12 protein-coding genes are annotated in these 17,889 nt (G+C 65.7%); 8 read left to right on the forward strand and 4 right to left on the reverse strand.

Translation table 11 applies throughout. The features are described from left to right. Positions 1–129: 129 nt before the first annotated feature. On the reverse strand, positions 130–1,719 hold the full coding sequence (gpmI, locus tag ACLJEU_RS19305) for a 2,3-bisphosphoglycerate-independent phosphoglycerate mutase (RefSeq protein ID WP_414664142.1): 1,590 nt from the start codon (positions 1,717–1,719) through the stop codon (positions 130–132). Between the two features lie 163 nt (positions 1,720–1,882). Here gpmI and ACLJEU_RS19310 point away from each other — a divergent pair, with 163 nt between their 5' ends. The 3 genes from ACLJEU_RS19310 to ACLJEU_RS19320 all read left to right on the forward strand — a co-directional run bounded on the left by ACLJEU_RS19310 (position 1,883) and on the right by ACLJEU_RS19320 (position 6,209). Next, a complete protein-coding gene (locus ACLJEU_RS19310; protein WP_414664143.1) occupies positions 1,883–2,200 on the forward strand; it encodes a hypothetical protein in 318 nt (105 codons plus the stop codon). Between the two features lie 281 nt (positions 2,201–2,481). Further along, complete coding sequence (gene hemH, locus ACLJEU_RS19315; RefSeq protein WP_414664144.1) at positions 2,482–3,519, forward strand: ferrochelatase; 1,038 nt, start codon at positions 2,482–2,484, stop codon at positions 3,517–3,519. Beyond that, positions 3,516–6,209 carry a PAS domain-containing hybrid sensor histidine kinase/response regulator gene (locus ACLJEU_RS19320; RefSeq protein WP_414664145.1) on the forward strand — a complete coding sequence of 898 codons (2,694 nt, stop codon included), beginning with the start codon at positions 3,516–3,518 and terminating at the stop codon, positions 6,207–6,209. The genes hemH and ACLJEU_RS19320 overlap by 4 nt, the downstream gene beginning before the upstream one ends. Positions 6,210–6,479: 270 nt before the next feature. On the opposite strand, the gene ACLJEU_RS19325 is transcribed toward ACLJEU_RS19320, so the two are convergent. The 3 genes from ACLJEU_RS19325 to recF form a co-directional block, all read right to left on the reverse strand. After that, a complete protein-coding gene (locus tag ACLJEU_RS19325) occupies positions 6,480–7,082 on the reverse strand; it encodes a crossover junction endodeoxyribonuclease RuvC (RefSeq protein ID WP_414664146.1) in 603 nt (200 codons plus the stop codon). A gap of 305 nt (positions 7,083–7,387) precedes the next feature. Continuing rightward, on the reverse strand, positions 7,388–8,122 hold the full coding sequence (locus ACLJEU_RS19330) for a sulfite exporter TauE/SafE family protein (RefSeq protein WP_414664147.1): 735 nt from the start codon (positions 8,120–8,122) through the stop codon (positions 7,388–7,390). Next, positions 8,119–9,204: a DNA replication/repair protein RecF gene (gene recF, locus ACLJEU_RS19335; protein WP_414664148.1), complete on the reverse strand. Its 1,086-nt coding sequence runs from the start codon at positions 9,202–9,204 to the stop codon at positions 8,119–8,121. The genes ACLJEU_RS19330 and recF overlap by 4 nt, the downstream gene beginning before the upstream one ends. A gap of 120 nt (positions 9,205–9,324) precedes the next feature. Between recF and ACLJEU_RS19340 the strand changes: the two genes are divergently transcribed. From ACLJEU_RS19340 to ACLJEU_RS19360, 5 genes are all read left to right on the forward strand, one after another. After that, the gene (locus ACLJEU_RS19340; protein WP_414664149.1) at positions 9,325–9,885 is read left to right on the forward strand and encodes a D-sedoheptulose-7-phosphate isomerase; all 561 of its coding nucleotides are present in this window, start codon (positions 9,325–9,327) and stop codon (positions 9,883–9,885) included. A 145-nt stretch (positions 9,886–10,030) separates the two neighbouring features. Then, positions 10,031–12,892, forward strand: a complete 2,862-nt coding sequence (locus ACLJEU_RS19345; RefSeq protein ID WP_414664150.1) for a hypothetical protein — start codon at positions 10,031–10,033, stop codon at positions 12,890–12,892. A gap of 105 nt (positions 12,893–12,997) precedes the next feature. After that, complete coding sequence (locus ACLJEU_RS19350; RefSeq protein ID WP_414664151.1) at positions 12,998–14,599, forward strand: amidase family protein; 1,602 nt, start codon at positions 12,998–13,000, stop codon at positions 14,597–14,599. Positions 14,600–14,614: 15 nt separating this feature from the next. Then, complete coding sequence (locus ACLJEU_RS19355) at positions 14,615–16,246, forward strand: amidase family protein (protein WP_414664152.1); 1,632 nt, start codon at positions 14,615–14,617, stop codon at positions 16,244–16,246. A 12-nt stretch (positions 16,247–16,258) separates the two neighbouring features. Beyond that, entirely contained in the window at positions 16,259–17,881 is a 1,623-nt protein-coding gene (locus ACLJEU_RS19360) for an amidase family protein (RefSeq protein WP_414664153.1), read from the forward strand. Positions 17,882–17,889: the final 8 nt, after the last annotated feature.

The following is a 17,889-nucleotide window of genomic DNA, read 5'->3' on the forward strand; positions in this document are numbered from 1 at the left end:
AAGGGACGGAATTCAAACCGTCCACGGCCTTCAGTCCATTCTGTTCATTCTGTCTCCCCCGCCCGGGGAACTGAGCGGTAAGGGGGCTCTCAACGCTCAACCCGAAACTCTCAACTGGCTGCAGCCGGCTCAGGCCAGCAGGCTCTCGCCCGTCATCTCGGCGGGCTTCGGCAGTCCCATGAGCGCAAGCACCGTGGGCGCGAGATCGGCGAGCCGGCCGCCGGTACGCAGCCGGGTCTTGCCGGCGGAGTAGTCGTCGCCGACAACAAACACCTCGACGAGATTCAGCGTGTGGGCCGTGTGCGGTCCGTTGACCGTCGGGTCCCACATCTGCTCGGCGTTACCGTGGTCGGCGCAGATCACGGCCCGGCCGCCCATTTGCTTCAACGCCGCGAGTAATTCGCCGACACCGCGATCCGTGGCCTCAACGGCTTTCACCGTCGCCGGCAGCGAACCGGTGTGACCGACCATGTCGGGATTCGCGAAGTTCACCACGATGAGCCCGTACTTGCCGGACAGAATCGCTTCCTTCGCCGCCTTCGTGACCTCAACGGCAGACATTTCCGGCTGCAGATCGTAGGTCGCCACCTTCGGACTCGACGGACACGCGCGATCCTCCCCGGGAAACGGATCCTTGCGGTAGTTGTTAAAGAAAAACGTCACGTGCGGATTCTTCTCCGTCTCCGCGCAGCGGAACTGCCCGATGCCGGCGTCGCTCACCACCTTGCCGAGGATGTTCTTCAGCGCCTCGGGTTTCGGCGAAATGACGTTCACCGGCAGCCCGCTCTCATACTCGGTCATCGTGGCGTAGTAGAGATCGAGCTTCGCGCCACGATCGAACTCCTTGAAGCCGTCGAGGACGAACGCCTTGGTGATCTCGCGCGGACGATCCCCGCGGTAGTTGTAGAACAGCACCGCGTCGCCATCGCGAATCGTCGCGAGCGGTTTCCCGTCCGCGCCGGTGATCCACGTCGGCGGCACAAACTCGTCGCCCTTCTGGGAATCGTTCACCGGCTTGTCGTAGTACGCCTGCACCGCGGCCGCCGCGTTGGGCGCCGTCGCGCCCGCGGATTTTCCAGTCAGCATGTTGTAGGCCTTGCTCACCCGCTCCCAGCGATTGTCGCGATCCATCGCCCAGAAACGTCCGCAGACGGTCGCAATCGCACCGATGCCGATCGCACGGCACTGTTCGTCGACCTGCTGCACATAGGCGAGTCCGCTGTGCGGCGGCGTGTCGCGGCCGTCCGTGAACGCGTGGATGAAAACTTGATCGCGCGTCAGGCCGTCTTCCTTGGCCTGACGGAGCAGCCCGTACAGATGCTCGAGCATGCCATGCACGCCGGCGTCGCTCACGATGCCCATGAGGTGCAGCCGCGCGCCCGGTCGCGACTTCACCCGCGCGATCGCCGCACGCCAGACCGCGTTGCCGACGAGCCGCTTGTCGGAAAAGAGTTTGTTCAGCCGCACGAGTTCCTGGTCGACGATGCGACCCGCACCGATGTTCTCGTGGCCGACTTCGCTGTTGCCCATCACGCCCTCGGGCAGGCCGACATCGAGCCCCGACGCCCTGACCAGCGTCCGTGGATACGTCGCATGCAGCGCATCGTCACAGGGCTTCCGGGCTTGGGCGACGGCGTTGGTCGCGTCTTGGGAGGAATCGGGATTCTTGCCCCAGCCATCACGGATAACGAGGAGAACGGGCTTGCGCGGAGTGGTCATGTTAAAAAGGAACCCCACCCTCACACGTTCCCGCCCCCGCACGAAAGGCAAAACTGAGAAAGAGTGGCGCGGTGCCGCGGCCAGCGGTCCCAATAGATTCGGGCTCACATTTTCCGCAAATGTGTCGAATTGGCAGCAAGCCTGCTTTCCGAACCCACGAACGATGTCCCTCATCATTCGAGACCAACTGGTGACACCACCGACGTGGTTTTCCTCGTTTCGGGATTTGACGCTCTACTGCCACTGTTTTCTCCACGCGGAGATCGTCATCGAATCGGAGGATCCCGATCCTTACTGGAAATGGATCCGCGCCCGCGGCGGCATGGATTTCGTCGAGGATTTTGTCCGGCCCGGCACCGAGCGCGGGGTGCGGCTCGACGTGGAACCCAACTATCCGCGCTCCGTGATCACGGATCGGATCGCGCCGGAAAACGTCCACCGCTTGATCGCCCAATTGAAGTTCTGCGGCGGACTGGAGTGAGTCGATGCCGGCCGGTCCCACGCTCGCGCCCGCACTTCGCGCGATCACGTAGTCACTCCCTGCATACACGCGGCGCGCCGCCGATTTTGACCACCTGTTCACGAGCGGGGCCTCCTGCCGCGTGCATCGCCGGCCGGAGGTTGAGCTCCTCCGCCCCGCTGAAGATCCTGCAGTTGCGCGAACGCCACCCGGACCCACGGCCGCGCAATCCGCGACGTCATGATTTTTTAACCGCACGCGCTCGGTTGACACCGGGCGGTGACGCCAACCACGTTCTTCGGATGCCAAAACGCGCCGTTCTTCTCGTCAATCTGGGCTCACCGGACTCCACGTCCGTGCCCGATGTGAAGCGCTATCTGCGTGAATTTCTCGGTGACGAGCGCGTGATCGACAAGCCGGCCCAGCCGTTCCGCTGGCTCCTGGTCAACGGCATCATCGTGCCGTTTCGCGGCAAGAAATCCGCCCACGCCTACTCGCAGGTCTGGACGAAGGACGGATCGCCGCTGGTGGTCATCTCGCGCAGCGTGCACGCGAAGCTCGCCGCCAAGCTCGGCCCGTCGACGCCGGTGTACCTCGCCATGCGCTACGGCCAGCCGTCGATCGCCGCCGTGATGGCCGAGATCGCCGCCGCCGGCGTCGAGGAGCTGCTGCTGTTTCCCCAGTATCCGCACTACGCAATGGCTTCCTGGGAAACCGTCGTCGTGCGCGTCATGGAGGAGGTCGCGCGCCAGACGCCGAAGCTCAAGGTGACGACGGTCCAGCCGTTCTTCGCGGATCCCGATTACATCGACACCGTGCACGCGGTCTCCGCGCCGTATCTGCAAAAGCCGCACGACTACGTCCTGTTCTCGTATCACGGCCTCCCTGAGCGTCACATGCGCAAGGCCGACTCCTCGCAGGCGCACTGCATGAAAGTGCCGGACTGCTGCAACACGTGCTCCCCGGCGCACGCGACGTGCTACCGTGCCCAGTGCTACGCGACCACGAAGGCGTTCGTCGCCCGCGCCGGTATTCCGGCGTCCAAGTTCTCGGTTTCGTTTCAATCGCGGCTGGCCGGCGAACCCTGGCTCTCGCCCTACACCGACTATGAGTTCGAGCGCCTGCCGAAGGCCGGCTTCAAGCGCCTGTTGGTGATGTCGCCGGCGTTCACGGCCGACTGCCTCGAGACGCTCGAGGAACTGCAGCAACAAGGGCGTGAGAGTTTCATGGAGGCCGGCGGCGAATCGTTCGAGCAGATCCCCTGCCCGAACGACCACCCGGCGTTCATCGACTTCCTTGCCTCGCGCGTGCAGCGCTGGCTCGCCGCTTCGCACGTGTGAGCGAGATCGACTCATCGCCCCACTCCGAAAACGCCCCGACCCGCAGTCCCGGCCTGAGTCCGGATTTGCTGGCGGTGCTCGTCCTCGACGCCGTCGGTCGTATCATCGGTTCGAACGCGTCCGCCCACCGGTTGTGGCAGCCCGGTGACGCCGGCCTGAAGGGCCAGCCCTTTGTCTCCCTGTTCGTGTTCGAGGTCGCGGCCGCGGGCGGGGACGTGGCGCAGGCGCAGTGGGAATCGCTGCTCTCGCGCATCATGGGCGGGGAGACCGTGCTCACCGCGGCTCCGCGCCAGTGCCCGCCTTGCGACGTGCGCGTCCGCCTCGAACCGCATTTGAGCGGCGCCGGTGGCTACATCGCCACCATTCGGCCCGCACCGGAACCCGTCGCACGCCCGGCCGCGGCCACCGAACCCGCCGGCGTGACGGGCCAGCGGCTGCTCACGGAGTCGAGCACCGTTGGCTTCTTCGAACTGAACCTCGCGGCGCGCACGGCACAGTTTTCGCCCTCATGGAAACGGCTGCTCGGTTACGCGCCGGCAGAGCTGGCGGACACGCTGGAGACCTGGCAGTCGCTCATCCATCCCGACGACACGGGCGCCGCACCTGACACCCCGGGCCGTCGGGGCACGGGCGGCCCGCGGCCGTTCAGCGTCGAGTTTCGGATGCGGCACCAGCGCGGCCACTGGATCTGGATGCAGTGCGCCGGTGTCCAGGTCCTGAATACGCTGGGCGTGCTCGAGCGCGTGGTCGGCGTGCACGTCGACATCACGGAGCGCAAGGAACTGGAGGATTCGCTCGCCGCCAACGATGCGCGGCTGCACGACCTGAGCGGCAGCGGTCCGCTCGGCGCGTTCGAACTCGATTTTGTCCACCGCGTGTTCTGGTTTTCGCCGGCGTTCGAACGCCTGCTCGGCTACGACGAGGGCGAGCTCGCGCGGAAACCGGAGTCGTTTGCCGCCGTGCTCCCGGACGAGGAGGCGCCGAACGGAACCGAGCCCTGGATCCTGGCCCGGGCTCCCGGACAGACCACGTTCGCGGAAGCGGTGCGCCTGCGGGCCAAGGACGGCCGCCCTGTCTCCGTGATCATCGGCGCGCACCGCTCGCTGAATCGCAAGCGCGAGCTCGTCCGCGTCGTCGGCTTCATCTGCCCGCTTCCGGCCGGCCGCGTGGTCGACCCCGATGCGCTGCCGTCACAGGTGACCGGCGCCGCCTTCAACACGCTCGGCGAAGCGGTGATCGTGACCGACGCCAGCGGCCGGATCGTGTTTGCGAATGCCGGCGCTCACCGCCTGCTGAATCTCGATCCCGCCGCCGTCCGTGGCCAGCCGCTTGGCGATGTGTTCCGGCTGGTGCAACGCCAGAGCCTGCGGCCTGGCGACAACCCGATTCACCGGGCCCTAGCTGCTGACCGGCCGCTGCCGTTGATCGCGGATGACGCCCTGTCCCCGTCGACGCCCGACGCGCCGCCGCGCCCGATCGTCTGGACCGCGCGAGCCGTGCCCGGTGATGCCGGCGAAGTGCAGGGCGTGGTCGTGGTCTTCCGCGATCCAGCCGAGATGACACTCACACCGGACGAGCTCGTGAAGGTGAACCGGCTGGAATCGCTCGGTCTGATCGCCGGCGGCATCGCGCATGACTTCAACAATCTCCTCACCACGATCCTCGGCGGGATCTCCATCGCGCGCGACATCCGCGATTATGTCGCGCTCGGCGACGCCGAGAAGGCCTGCATCGCGTCGAAGGCGCTGACCAAACAGCTGCTCGCGTTTGCCCGGGGCGGCGTGGGGGCGCCCTCGGTTCATCTGGCGCACGACATCCTGGACGATGCCATCAAGATTGGTGCCGCCGGATCGCCGGCCGACATCTCGCTGCACGTCTCGGAGGGCACCGATCCCGTCCTCGTGGATCGCGCCCAGATGCTGCAGGTCTTCCAGAACCTGATCATCAACGCGCTTCAGGCGATGCCGCCACCGCCGCATCGCGCGCGCGTCCAGATTCACGCCAGCAATGTCGCGCTCACCGAGCAGCAGGTGCCGGGACTGGCCGCGGGCGATTACGTGGAGTTTGAAGTGCGCGACAACGGCGGGGGCATCAAGCCCGAGCACGTCGACAAGATCTTCGATCCGTTTTTCACCACGAAGAAGCACGGCACCGGCCTGGGCCTCGCGACGGTGTTGTCCGTGGTGCGCAAACACGGCGGGCAGATCGGCCTCGACACCCAGCTCGGCGTCGGCACCGCGATCACCGTGTATCTGCCCAAGGCGGAAAAACCGCTTGAGCTGCAGGCGCAACGCGCCGTCTCGCTCCGCTTCGGCACCGGCCGCGTGCTGTTCATGGACGACGATCCCGCGATCTCCGCGCTGACCGCGCGCATGCTCGACAATCTCGGCTACAAATACGACCTCGCGAAGGACGGCGAGGAGGCGGTGGCGCTGTACAAACGCTACCTCAACATCGGCCGCCCATACGACGCCGTCATCGTCGATCTCAATGTTGTCGGCGCGATGGGCGGCGAGGAATGCTTCACGAACCTGAAAGCCCTCGATCCCGAAGTGCGGGCCATCGTGTCGAGCGGCTACGACAACGACGACATCGCGCGCCGCTTCCTCGCCCAGGGTTTCTGCGGCTACCTCACGAAGCCCTACCGGGTGGGCGATCTCGGCAAGGTGCTGAAGACCGTGCTCGGGTGATTCAATTGCGGATGGGGGATTTCGGATTGCGGATTGGGACGAAGTGGGACTCGGAAAGGTGATTCGACCCGTGTTCCAAAGACTACCGAGAACGGCATCGGTCGCTCAACCGCAGGGGAACTGATTTTGACGGCGTTTGAGCCGACAACGCGGAAAGATGAACGCGTTGTCCGCAACCACCACTCCAGCGGCGACCAACACACCTGACGCTCGGAGCACCCCATCACTCCGAACCAATCCGCAATCCGAAATCCCAAATCCGCAATCGCCTCACGCTCTCCACGTGAACGCGTGGCACAGCGCCACGCCGGCGGCGTCGGCTTCATCGAGCGCCAGCGTGCGCCCATGGCCGAGCAGCGCCATCACGGTGCGGGCCATCTGCTCCTTGCTCGCGCGGCCCGCGCCCACGACCGCCTGTTTGACCCGCAGCGGCGCGTATTCAAACACCGGACACTCCTGCAACGCCACCGCTGCGATCGCCGCTCCGCGCGCCGCCCCGAGGATCTGCGCGGTGCGGATGTTTTGGACGTAGATCGTCTGCTCGAGCGCGACGTGACGCACGTTCGTGCCGTCGAGAAACGCCGTGACCGCCCGGTGAATCTCACCGAGCGCCACCGCCATCGTGTACTTCGGCGCCACCCGCACCGTCTGGCAGCGCAACAGCACCGGCTGACGTCCCGCGGCAAACTCGATCAACGCGAGGCCGGTGCCGCGCAGCGAGGGATCGATTCCCAGCACGGTCCCGACAAACGCCACCCGCGGTTGCGCCGCGCGTGACGCCGCCGCGGTCGGCGCCGCATTGGCCGGCACGGCCACGGCCGACGGCACCGGCCGCCCCGCGAGCTTCGCCGCCCACATTTGCCTGACGTTCATTCGCGCCATGCCCGAGGTTGGCCCACCGAGGCGTGATAACACACGAAAAATCTCATCGCGCTGCGCCGAAGAGAGGGGAGAAGCCCAATGCGGGTGGCCCACGGAATACACGGAACTCATACCAATCGCTCTTTACCTTTGGACTTTAGCCGTGGCGACGAGCGCCAGCGAGTGGCCGAACGACCACTCGCCGGTGCTCGTAGCCACGATCGATCCAGAAGTCCAAAAGCAAGGAGCGATTGGTATGAGTTCCGTGTATTCCGTGTGTTCCGTGGGCACCCGCTCTGGCTCGGCTCCACTCACGATCAGAACAAAAGCTTCAGTCCCGCGATCAGGCTCAACGCCAGCGCGATGTTTTCAAAGGCGCGCTGATCGATTCGCATCACGAGCTTCCGCCCGAACCACGCTCCGACCACCACGGCGGGTGCAAGCCAGAGGTTGATCGAAAAGCTCGCCGCGTTGATCAACCCGAGATCGACCATGAACGGCACCTTGAAAAGATTCAGCAGCAGGAAAAACACCGCGCCGGTGCCCACGAAGTCGAGCTTCGGCAGCCGCATCGACAACATGTACACGGCCATCAGCGGCCCCGCGGCATTTGCAACCAGCGTCGTGAAGCCGGCCAGCACGCCGATTGTCGGCGGAAACCACGCGCCGTGATCGGATTCGTGGCCCGATACGTGCCGCCGGATCAGGTGCAGGCCGACGAGCGTGAGAATGATCCCGCCGATCAGCCAGCGGGCCTGGTGCTCGTTGATCCGATCGAGAGCCAGGTAACCGATGATCACGCCGGCCGCGGTCCAGGGAAACAGCCGCCAGATATGCGGCCACTTCGCGTGCTTCCGATACGTGGTCGCGCCAATGATGTCCCCGAAGCACAGCAGCGGCAGCACCATGCCCGTCGCCTGTTTCGCCGGCATGATCTGCGCGAACAGTACGACCGACAACATGCCGAGCCCGCCGATGCCCGCCTTCGACACGCCCACGATCAACGCCGCGACCACGGCCAACGCCCACTCCGACGGCTGCAGCGTGATCATGCCGGGACCTTTTCGGAAAAGTCTCCGTCGCGCACCTCGAACACCTGCCAGGTGCCGAGCTCCGCCTCGGGCAACTGCGTGCCGGTCGCGATGACCTGCGATTCCGGATCGATCGCGGCCCAGAACCGCGCGCGGCGCCCCGGATCAAGCTCGCCCAGCACATCGTCGGCCAGCAGCACCGGACGCACGCCGCTCTTCGCCTGAAACCAAGCCGCCTGCGCCAGCCGCAGCGCGAGCACGAGCGAACGCTGCTGCCCCTCGGAGGCAAAGTCCCGCGCGGCCGTGTGCTTCACCGTGAAATGAAAGTCGTCGCGATGCGGGCCGACCAGCGTGGTGCGAAACTGTTGATCCCTCGCGCGGCCCGATTCCAGCCGCGCGAGCAGCGCTTCCGCGGACGCGTCGCGAAAGTTCGGCTCGTAGGTAATCGCCGCCGGTTCCGCCTCGGCGCTCAGGCGCGCGTACGCCGACTTCAGCGTCGCATCGAGGGCCCGCACGCCGGCGTCGCGGCGGGCGATCAACTCCACCGCCGCCGGCGCCAGGGTCTGTTCGAAGGCCCCGAGCTCCGCTGCGCCCGGCCGCCCGGACTTGAGCAGCGCGTTGCGCTCGGCCAGCGCGCGCGTGTACGTCTGTAGGGCGCGCAGATAGGTCGCATCCATCGCGGCCAGCGTGAGATCGAGCCAGCGCCGCCGGTTCGCTGGCGAGCCGCGGACCAGTTGCAGATCCTGCGAGGAGAACACGACGGTCGGAAAACGCCCCAGGTGATCCGCCAGTTTGGTGACGCGCGCCTGATCGGACCACAGCTCCTTGCCATCGTGTCGCAGCTTGATCGTGACGTGGGTTTCGTGCTGCCGCTCGTGATCGATCACGTAAGCCAGCGCGGCGCAGTGCTGCCCGTGCCCGACCAACAGCTTGTTGTCGGTCGTGCGGAACGAACGCACCGCGGTCAGGAACCCCACCGCCTCGAGCAAGTTTGTTTTCCCCTGCCCGTTGGCGCCGACCAGGAAGTGCTGCCGGCCGGAAAACTCGAGCGCGGCAAACCCCACATTGCGGAAGTGTCGCACCGTGAGTTTTCGCAGACGCATCGGGGCAGAAGTAGCGGGTAGCGGGTAGCGGGTAGCGAGTAGAAAAATCCTCGCTGCTCCTGGCTTGCCCCGGTGCAAAGATGCTCGCTACCCGCTACCCGCTACTCACTACTTTTGAGCATGACGTTCGATGCCTCGCTTGCCGAAACCGTTCGCACCTTCCAGGCGCTGACCACGCTTCGCCCCGCCATCGATCGCGCCGGGCAGATGATGATTTCGACCCTGCAGCGCGGCGGCAAACTCCTGATCTGCGGCAACGGCGGCAGTGCGGCGGAGGCGGCTCACTTCGCGACCGAGCTCGTAGGCCGCTACGCGAAGACCCGCCGCTCGCTCCCCGCCATCGCGCTCTCCTCCGACGGCTCACTGCTGTCGTGCATCGGCAATGACTTTGGCTACGATCAGGTCTTCTCCCGGCAGGTCGCCGGTCTCGCGCAGAAAGACGATCTCGTGGTCGTGCTCACCTCCAGCGGCAACTCCGCCAACATCGTGGCGGCCCTGCACGCGGCGAAAAACATCGGCGTGGACAGCGTTGCATTCCTGGGTCGCGGCGGCGGCCAGGCCCGCGGACTCGCCACCTGCGAATTGATCATGCCGGGCGAGAGCGGAGCCGCGGCGCAGGAAGCACACTTGTTTTTGATTCACCACTTCTGCGCGTTGATCGACGCTGCGTTTCCCTCGTAGCGGGCGCGCGAATTTTACTTCGCGCCGGCAGTTGCAGGAAAAGTATTCATCCGGCGGCGACATCTCCGCGCGCTGGCATCGCGGATGCTTAGGGGCGAGTGCCAATCACTCGTCAGCCTAACTCGACGTAACCCGAGGGAGAACTATGGGAACCTGCCTGCTACCACATGCGCGGCTTCATGCTGCGCTCATCACCACCGCCCTGCTTGCCGGCGCCGGATCATCTTCGATTCGCGCCCAGGCGGCCGCCACCGATACGACCAAACGCTCCGAGGACGTTGTCGTCCTCGAAAAGTTCGTCGCCCAGGAAAAGGCCTTCGATCCGACCGGATTGATCGACAACCGGCCGGTCAATTCCGCCTTCGGTTTCGACAAGCCGGTCGTCGAGGCGCCCAAGGCGATCTCGCTGATCTCGACCCAGCAGATGGAGTCCATCGGCATTCGCGTGTCGGAGGACCTGGTGAAGGTCGCCCCCTCCACGTACTCGAATTTCCGGTACGGCCTCCAGGGTAACATCTCGATCCGCAATCAAACCTCGGATTTTTATTTCCGCGGCATGAAGCGCATCGATCCGCAGGGCAACTTCCGCACCATCTGGGGCGCGAACGACGGCCTCGAAATTGTGCGCGGCCCCGCCTCGCCCATCTTCGGCCTCGGCCGCATCGGCGGCTACGTGAACTTCATCCCGAAGACCGCCCGCGCCTCGACGGGCAAGTACCTGGAAAACCTCAGCGGCTCGACCCGTCTGACCGTCGGCGCCTATGACAAGAAGATCGCTTCGATTGATGTGGCCGGTCCGGCCGACATCGCCGGCAAGAAGGGCGGCTTCGCGGTCTACGGCTACTGGGAGGACTCCAGCAGCTACTTCCTGAACAGCTTCGACAAACAGCAGCTCGTGCAGGCGACCTACACGGTCGACCTCGCTCGCACGCTGCGGGTCGAGACGGGCTTCGTTTACCACAAGAGCAACGGCGGCCTGCCCGGCGGCACGAATCGCACCACGCAGGATCAGCTGGAGAAGGGCACGTACTGGAGCGGCTCCTTCAGCTACCAGCTCGACGAGAACCGCGACGGGCAGATCTCCGAGCGCGAAATCCGCAACTCGTACTTCTGGGGCACCGCGCAGCTCAGCGCCCGCACCAACGATCCCGCCCGCCGCACCACCGGCATCGGTCCCAGCCTCTACTACTTCGGCCAGCAGAACGAACCGTTCTCCCGCCGGCTCCCATGGCAGGGCGGCCCGGTCAAGGGCGGCACCATCACGATGGCGCAGTTCAAGGCCGGTTATGCCGACACGCAGGCCGCTGCGCTCGGGTTCGTCGATCCCGCGACCGGCCGCGCCCGTCAGCGCACCGGCTACCAGCTGATGGTGTATCCGACGATCTCGGACGGCAACACGGTTGGCGCTCCCGGCCAGGTTCCAAACAAGAACGCCGCCAAGCAGGCCTTCTGGCTGCCGCCCGCGTATGACCAGGATCCGGATACCTGGGTCGAAAAACCGTGGAACGAGCGCATGGGCTTCGGCGAGGATTACTACCGCGCCAACATCGGCACCTTCTTCGTCGACATGATCAACGACTCGAGCACCGAGTGGACGTTGAAGAACCAGATTCTCGTGGACGGCCACCGCCAGATCAAGGACGGCCGCAATCCGTTCTCGCAGCGCCAGGAAGTGACGTCGTTCGAGGACAAGGTCAGCTACTCGCGCAGCCTGAACCCGAAGCCGTGGTGGAAGCTGGACCTGATCGCCTCGGCCAACACGTATTCGGTCTGGTCCTACCGCGCCGCGACCAACCCGACGGACTATGACTTCCGCCGCGACCTGCAGCTGAACGCGAGCAGCAACGTGGAGAACACGTTCACGCCGAACGACACGTTCTACAGCATGATTCAGAAGCTGGGCTACGACGGCAGCGCCGTCTCGGCCTACACCAACTCGCGCACCACGGTCAGCGGCCTCGGTCTCCTCACCGACCAGACATTCTTCGACAAGCTGAATATCATGGCGGGCTTCCGCTACGACTACGTCGATGCCTTCTCCAAGGTCGGCACTGGCATCTACGAGCGCGGTGGCGGTGCGGCGCCGACGTCCCTCTGGGTCGGCGGCCCGGCCAACACCTACATCGGCACCGGCCTCTTCGACCCGAATTCCTACGAAGGTCGCGGCAACTCGGGCGGCCCCTCGACCATGGTCAACCTCGGCTACAAGCTGCCCTGGGGCCTGCGTCCGTACATCCAGCTCGGCCAGCAGACGCTGCTCATCAACAACGCCTCGGATCAAAGCGTGAACGTGCAGACGCTGCGCAACAGTCTCGTCGGCAAGTCCGAGATCATGGAAGCCGGCCTCAAGGGCTCGCTCGGCAAGGGCGGCAAGTTCTTCTTCGCCCTCGCGACCTATGAACAGACCCGCACGTCCTTCGACCCCATCACGACGGTCGGCGGTGCGGCGTCCTCCACCCTCACCCGCGGTTTCGAATACGAAATCCGCTGGCTCGCGACCAAGAACCTGAGCATCGCGAGCACGGGCACCTGGTCCTACGCGCACTACCTGCAGGGCGGCGTGGTGCAGATCGACGGTCGCTCGGCCGGCTACCCGGACGTCATCGACCCGACCACGGGCAAGATTCTGATTCCGGCCGAGTCGTTCGTCTGGGGCGGTCGCATGAGCACATCGATTCCGGACAGCGACCCGCGCTTCCGCAAGGTGGAGTCACTGCCGACCACGGTGAGCAATCTCACGGTCACGTACACGTTCAACAACGGCTACTTCATCCAGTCGACCGGCATCCACCAGGGTCCGCAGTTCGTCGACCGCATGCAGACCTTGAAGATCCCCGGCGGCCAGATTGTTGACCTCTCGTTCGGGCGCCGGACGAAGAAATGGGAGCTCTACGCCAACATCGTGAACGTGCTTAACAAGAGCCTCTACGGCCGCGGTGTCACCGAGCGCCTGCTCGCGCCCAAGTTCGCCCAAAACTTCGACGTGACGTTCTCCCGCAAGTTCTGACGTCCGCTTGCACGCGCGACCGGCCCGCCTGCGCGCGGGTCGGTCGCTTCCCCGCCCCCCCTCTCCGTCCACGCTCGCGCCACGTTTCTGGCGCGGACCGCCGCCATGTCCCGTTCCGCTCGCGTCTGCCTCTTCGCGCTCGTCTGCGCCGGTCTCCCCGCCGCCCGCGCCGCGTCCGTCAATCTGGATACGGCCACGGTGGCCGACCTCAACGCCGCCTTCGCCGCCGGCGCGCTCACTTCAGAAAAGCTCGTCTCGCTCCATCTCGCCCGCATCGCGGCGCTGGATCAGGCCGGTCCCAAACTGAACGCGATCATCACGCTGAATCCCAAGGCGCTCGAAGTCGCCCGTGGCCTCGACGCCGAGCGCAAGGCCGGGAAAGTCCGCAGTCCTCTGCACGGCATTCCGGTCGTCCTCAAGGACAACTTCGACACCGCCGACCTGCCCACGACCGGCGGATCATTTTTGCTCAAAGGCTCCCTGCCGCCCGACGACGCTTTCGTCGTCAAGAAACTCCGCGACGCCGGAGCCATCCTGCTCGCGAAGGTCAATCTCAGTGAATTCGCCTCGGGCGGCGCGATGAGCTCCATCATCGGCCAGAGCCTGAATCCACACGACCTCACCCGCACGCCCGCGGGTTCCTCCGGCGGCACCGGCGTCGCCATCGCCGCCGGCTACGCCACGATCGGTCTCGGCACCGACACCGGTGGCTCCATCCGCGGCCCCTCGACCGCCAACGGCATCGTTGGCCTCAAACCCACGCACGGACTCCTCTCCCGCGACGGCATCATCCCGCTTGCCCTCACCTTCGACACCGGCGGCCCCATGGCGCGCAGCGTGTACGACGTGGCCGTCGCGCTCGGCGTGATGACCGGGGTCGACCCCGCCGATGCCGCCACTCAGAAGAGCGCCGGGCGCTTCGCCACCGACTATACGCAGTATCTGAAAGCCGACGCTCTGAAAGGCGCCCGCATCGGCCTCGCCCGCGACTTCATGGGCCAGGATCCCGAGGTCGACTGGGTCGTTGAGGCTTCCCTCTCCGCCATGAAGGCCGCCGGCGCCACCGTGGTGGACGTGCGCTATCCGAAGTGGCTGCTCGATGCGAAAACCGAGTTCTACAACGCGATCCGCCGGCCCGAGTTTCGCGCCCAGATCAACGACTACCTGGCGACGCTCAAGCCGGGGTATCCGAAGACTCATGACGACCTGATGAAGCTGTCGGAGAAGCTCACGTCGCCACGCGATGGCTTCATGCCGAACCAGGGCCGCTGGAATCTCTTCAAGGACGAGGCGAAGAGCACCAGCCTCACCGATCATCGTTACCTCACCGTGCGTGATCATGGGCTGCCGTTGGTGCGCGTCGCCATCGAGGCGCTCATGGCAGCGGAGAAGCTGGACGCCATCGTGTATCCGACGTCACCACGCCGCCCCGCGCGCTTCGGCGAGGATCCTCCCGCCGGTGGCGCTGCCGCCGCACCCGCGGGATCGAGCTCCGCGACGAATTTTGCGAATCTCACCGGCTTCCCCGATTTGATCGTTCCCGCCGGTTTCACGAGCACCCGCCTGCCCGTCGGCATTTCCTTCTTCGGTCCCGCCTTCAGCGAACCGCGCCTCCTCGCACTCGGTTACGCCTTCGAGCAGGCGACGCAGGCCCGGCGCACGCCGGTGCATACGCCCCCGCTGCCGGGCGAAACGATCACGTACTAAGTCCGACCTTCTCACATGCGACGCCACTCCCACCTCCTCCTTGCCGTCGCGATTGTCGCCTCGGCTCATCTGCCCCGCGCTCAGGCGCTGGACCTCAACACCGCCACCATCGCGGAACTGAACGCGGCGTTCGCGCAGGGCACGCTGACATCCGAGAAACTCACGCAGGCCTACCTCGCGCGCATCGCGGCCTACGACAAGCAGGGACCGGTGATCAACGCCGTGATCACCCTGAATCCGAAAGCCATCGAGACCGCGAAGGCCCTCGATGCCGAGCGCAAGGCCGGCAAGGTCCGCGGCCCGCTCCACGGCATTCCGATCGTGCTGAAGGACAATATCGACACCGTCGATCTCCCCACCACCGGTGGTTCGCAGCTGCTCGAAGGCTCCCTGCCGCCGGATGACGCCTACGTCACCAAGAAGCTCCGTGACGCCGGCGCGGTCATCATCGCCAAGGTGAATCTCAGCGAATGGGCCGGCAGCGGCGGGAGCGTCGGAGGGGCCACCGACCCGGCAGTCACCAAAGCTGGCCAGGTCCCGAACGGCTTCAGCTCCGCCGGCGGCCAGACGCTCAATCCCCACGACCTCACCCGCGGTCCGTCCGGATCCTCCGGCGGCACCGGTGCGGCCATCGCGGCCGGCTTCGCTCAATTCGGCCTCGGCAGCGACACCGGCGGCTCCGTGCGCGGTCCCTCCTCGGCCAACGGAATCGTCGGTCTCAAGCCGACGCACGGCCTGATGTCGCGCGACGGCATCATCCCGCTCGCGTTGAGCTTTGACACCGCGGGGCCGATGGCCCGCAGCGTCGCGGACATCGCCGTTTCCCTCGGCGTCATGACGGGCGTCGATCCCGCGGACGACGCCACGAAGAAGAGCGCCGGCAAGTTCGAGAAGGATTACACGAAGTATCTCAAGGTCGGAGCACTGAAGGGCGCGCGCATCGGCATCGCCCGCGATTTCATGGGCAAGGACGCCGGCACCGACGAGGTCGTCGAGGCGGCCATCGCCAAACTCAAGGCGCTCGGCGCCGTCGTGATCGATCCCATCGTTTATCCGCCGTACCTGCTCGCCGCCAAACAGCCGATCTACAACACGCTCGTCGCGGCTGAGTTCAAGGCGCAGCTCACCACCTATCTCAAGACGACGAAGCCGGGCTTCCCGAAGAGCTTCGATGAAGTGGTCGCGCGTTCTAACGATCCGAAAACCGGATACCGCAGTCCCGGCAAGGCCTTCGGCCTGAAGTACAATTCCACCCGCACGCTCGACCTCACCGACCCGAGCTACCTCGCGATCAAGCACGAGCAGCTCGCCGCCATCACCGCCGGTATCGAAGCGCTCTTCACCAAGCACAAGCTCGACGCGATCGTGTACCCGACGTCGCCCCGCCCGGCCACGTTGATCCTCCCGGCCACGCCGACCGCCGGTGGCGGCATGGATTCGCCGACCAGTTTCGCCAACCAGACCGGTTTCCCCGATCTCATCGTTCCGGCGGGCATGACGAAGGAAGGCCTGCCGGTCACGATCAGCTTCTTCGGCCGCGCCTTCACCGAGGCGAAACTCATCGGCTACGGCTATGACTTCGAGCAGGCGACCAAGGCAATCAAGGCACCCAAGCACACGCCGGGTTTGGCCAGCGACAAACTCTGATCCACGCCCGCCATGCGCCGTCACCCGTCCCTCCGCCTGCTCCTTGCCCTGTTCGCCGGTGTCGCTGCGCGCGCCACCGCCCTCGATCTCGAGACCGCCACCATCGCCGATCTCAACGCCGCGATGGCGAAGGGAACGCTGACGGCGGAGAAACTCACCCAGGCCTACCTCGCGCGCATCGCGGCGTACGACAAACAGGGACCGACGATCAACACCGTGATCGTCTTCAATCCGAAGGCGGTGGAAACCGCGCGGGCCCTCGATGCCGAGCGCAAGGCCGGCAAAGTGCGCGGTCCGCTCCACGGAATTCCGGTCGTGCTCAAGGACAACTACGACACCGCGGACCTGCAGACCACCGCGGGTTCGCAGCTGCTCGAGGGCTGGGTGCCGGCCAAGGACGGCTACATGGTGAAGAAACTGCGCGAGGCCGGCGCCGTGATTCTCGCGAAGGTGAACCTCAGCGAGTTCGCCGCGGGTGGCAGTGTCGGCGTGCCACCGAGCATCGGTGGCCCGCCCAACGGTTTCAGCTCGGCCGGCGGCCAGACCCGCAATCCCCATGATCTCAGCCGCGGTCCCGCGGGCTCCAGCGGCGGCACCGGCGCCGCAATCGCTGCCGTATTCGCGCAGTTTGGACTGGGTTCGGATACGGGCGGATCCATTCGCGGCCCGTGCTCGTCCAATGGCATTGCCGGCATCAAGCCCACCAACGGCCTGCTGAGCCGCGCCGGCATCGTACCGCTCGCGCTCACCTTCGATACCGGTGGTCCGATGGCGCGTAGTGTCTACGACGTCGCTGTCTCGCTCGGCGCCATGACCGGCGTGGATCCCGCCGATCCGCTCACGCAGCTCAGCGCCGGCAAATTCAAGACCGACTACACGCCGTTCCTGAAACGCGGCTCGCTCAAGGGCGCGCGCATCGGCATCGCCCGCGACTTCATGGGCAAGGACGCCGGCACCGACGCCGTGATCGAAGCCTCGATTGCGAAGCTGAAGGAACTCGGCGCCATCATCGTCGACCCCGTCAAGTATCCGGAGTTCGTCCTCCAGGCGCGGACGTCACTGTTCCTCACTGTCCTCAATTCCGACTTCAAGGCGCAGATCGCGGACTATTTTGCCGCGGTCACAAAGCCCGGCTACCCGAAGACGTTCGCCGAGATTGCCGCCAAAGCCAACGCCCCCGCCACGGCCTACCGCAGCCCGGAAAAGGCCGCGGGCTTGAAGTACACGGACCAGGTCGCGCTCGATCTCAAGGATCCCGTATCCGTGATCGCCCATACGGAAGGCCTCGCCCTGGTGCGCGCCGGCATCGAGGCGTTGTTCGCCAAGCATCAGCTCGACGCGATCGTCTATCCGACCGGCCCGCGCCCGGCGGCGCCCATCGTGCGCTCGAATCCGCTGACGCCCGCCACCATGGGCGATTCGCCGAGCAGCATCGCCAACATGACCGGCTGGCCCGACCTCATCGTCCCCGCGGGCATGACGCCGGAAGGCCTGCCCGTGACGATCAGTTTCTTCGGGCCCGCCTTCAGCGAACCGAAGCTCTTCGGCTACGCCTACGATTTCGAACAGGCCACCAAGGCCCGTGCGTTGCCCAAGACCACCCCCGCGCTGCCGAGCGATGTGCTCGCGCAGTGAACCGGTTC

The organism is Terrisphaera buseokensis (assembly GCF_047521145.2).
Classification (GTDB): domain Bacteria; phylum Verrucomicrobiota; class Verrucomicrobiia; order Opitutales; family Opitutaceae; genus ER46.